This window comes from Mesorhizobium sp. M7D.F.Ca.US.004.03.1.1 (assembly GCF_003998635.1).
GTDB classification, from domain to species: Bacteria; Pseudomonadota; Alphaproteobacteria; order Rhizobiales; family Rhizobiaceae; genus Mesorhizobium; species Mesorhizobium loti.
In genome coordinates this window covers 1-1,140 of record NZ_RZQG01001361.1, presented here as the reverse complement: position 1 = coordinate 1,140, position 1,140 = coordinate 1, and the positions used below count along the sequence as shown (strand labels likewise).

The following is a 1,140-nucleotide window of genomic DNA, read 5'->3' as shown; positions in this document are numbered from 1 at the left end:
CAGGCAGTTCAACGAGCGGCAGATGGAGCTGGGCAATCCGAAGGTGCTGATCAACCTTGGCGGCCCGTCAGCCAAGACCTTGCTCAATACCTCCGAAGGCATCCTGCGGCTGCGCGGCAACTGGCGGGTCCATACGACGGCATCCGGCATCGCCATTCCCGCCATGCCAACGCTGCATCCGGCTTATCTCTTACGAACGCCCGCGCACAAGAAGCTGGCGTGGCGGGATTTTCTCGAGGTGAAGGCAAAGCTGCGGGAAATTGGCTGAGGCTTGGCAAGTAGCCAATCTCCGACATGGATGCCGTACCGATAACCTCCGAGGTAATTGAAATACGTCTCCTCTCAGCCTAACCATGCCTCATGACAACACCCCAAACCTCCGCCGGCAGCCTCATTCGCGAATGGCGCACGCGCCGGCGCATGTCGCAGCTCGATCTCGCGATGGAGGCCGAGATCTCGCAGCGGCATCTGAGCTTCGTCGAGAGCGGCCGTGCCGCGCCCTCACGGGATATGGTGCTGCATCTGGCCGAGCAATTGTCGATCCCGCTCAGGCAACGCAACCGGTTGCTGCTCGCCGCCGGCTTTGCCCCCAGCTTCGGCGAGCGCTCGCTCACCGACACGACGCTGGCGCCGGCGATGGCGGCGGTCGAGATCGTGCTCAAGGGGCACGAGCCTTTCCCGGCACTCGCTGTCGACCGCCACTGGAACCTGGTTTCGGCCAACGCCGCCATCGCTCCCTTCCTTGCCGATATCAGCGAGGCTTCGCTGCTGACGCCGCCGGTCAACGTGCTTCGCCTCAGCCTGCATCCCGGCGGCATCGCACCACGCATCGTCAATCTCCAGGAGTGGCGAGCGCATCTGCTTGAGCGCCTGAAACACCAGAACGACGCCTCCGGCGACCCGGTGCTGGTCGAGCTGGAGCGTGAACTGCGGACCTATCCGTCCGGCTTGAAGGGCAGCCGGCCGACGCCTGTCGAGCCGAATGCCATCGTGCACCCGCTCAGGCTGGCGCATGGCGATCAGGTGCTGTCATTCATCAGCACCATCACCGTCTTCGGCACGCCGCTCGACGTGACGCTGTCGGAACTGGCGATCGAATCGTTTTTCCCGGCCGACGAGCAGACGAGGACGGTGCTGGTG

2 protein-coding genes are annotated in these 1,140 nt (G+C 63.9%); both read left to right on the top strand.

The window, feature by feature from the left end; translation table 11 throughout:
- A partial coding sequence (locus EN935_RS37090) for a uracil-DNA glycosylase family protein (RefSeq protein ID WP_281040411.1) occupies window positions 1-268 on the top strand: 268 nt, incomplete at its 5' end.
- Window positions 269-360: 92 nt separating this feature from the next.
- The coding region (locus EN935_RS37085; protein WP_164771739.1) for a helix-turn-helix transcriptional regulator at window positions 361-1,140 on the top strand (780 nt) is incomplete at its 3' end.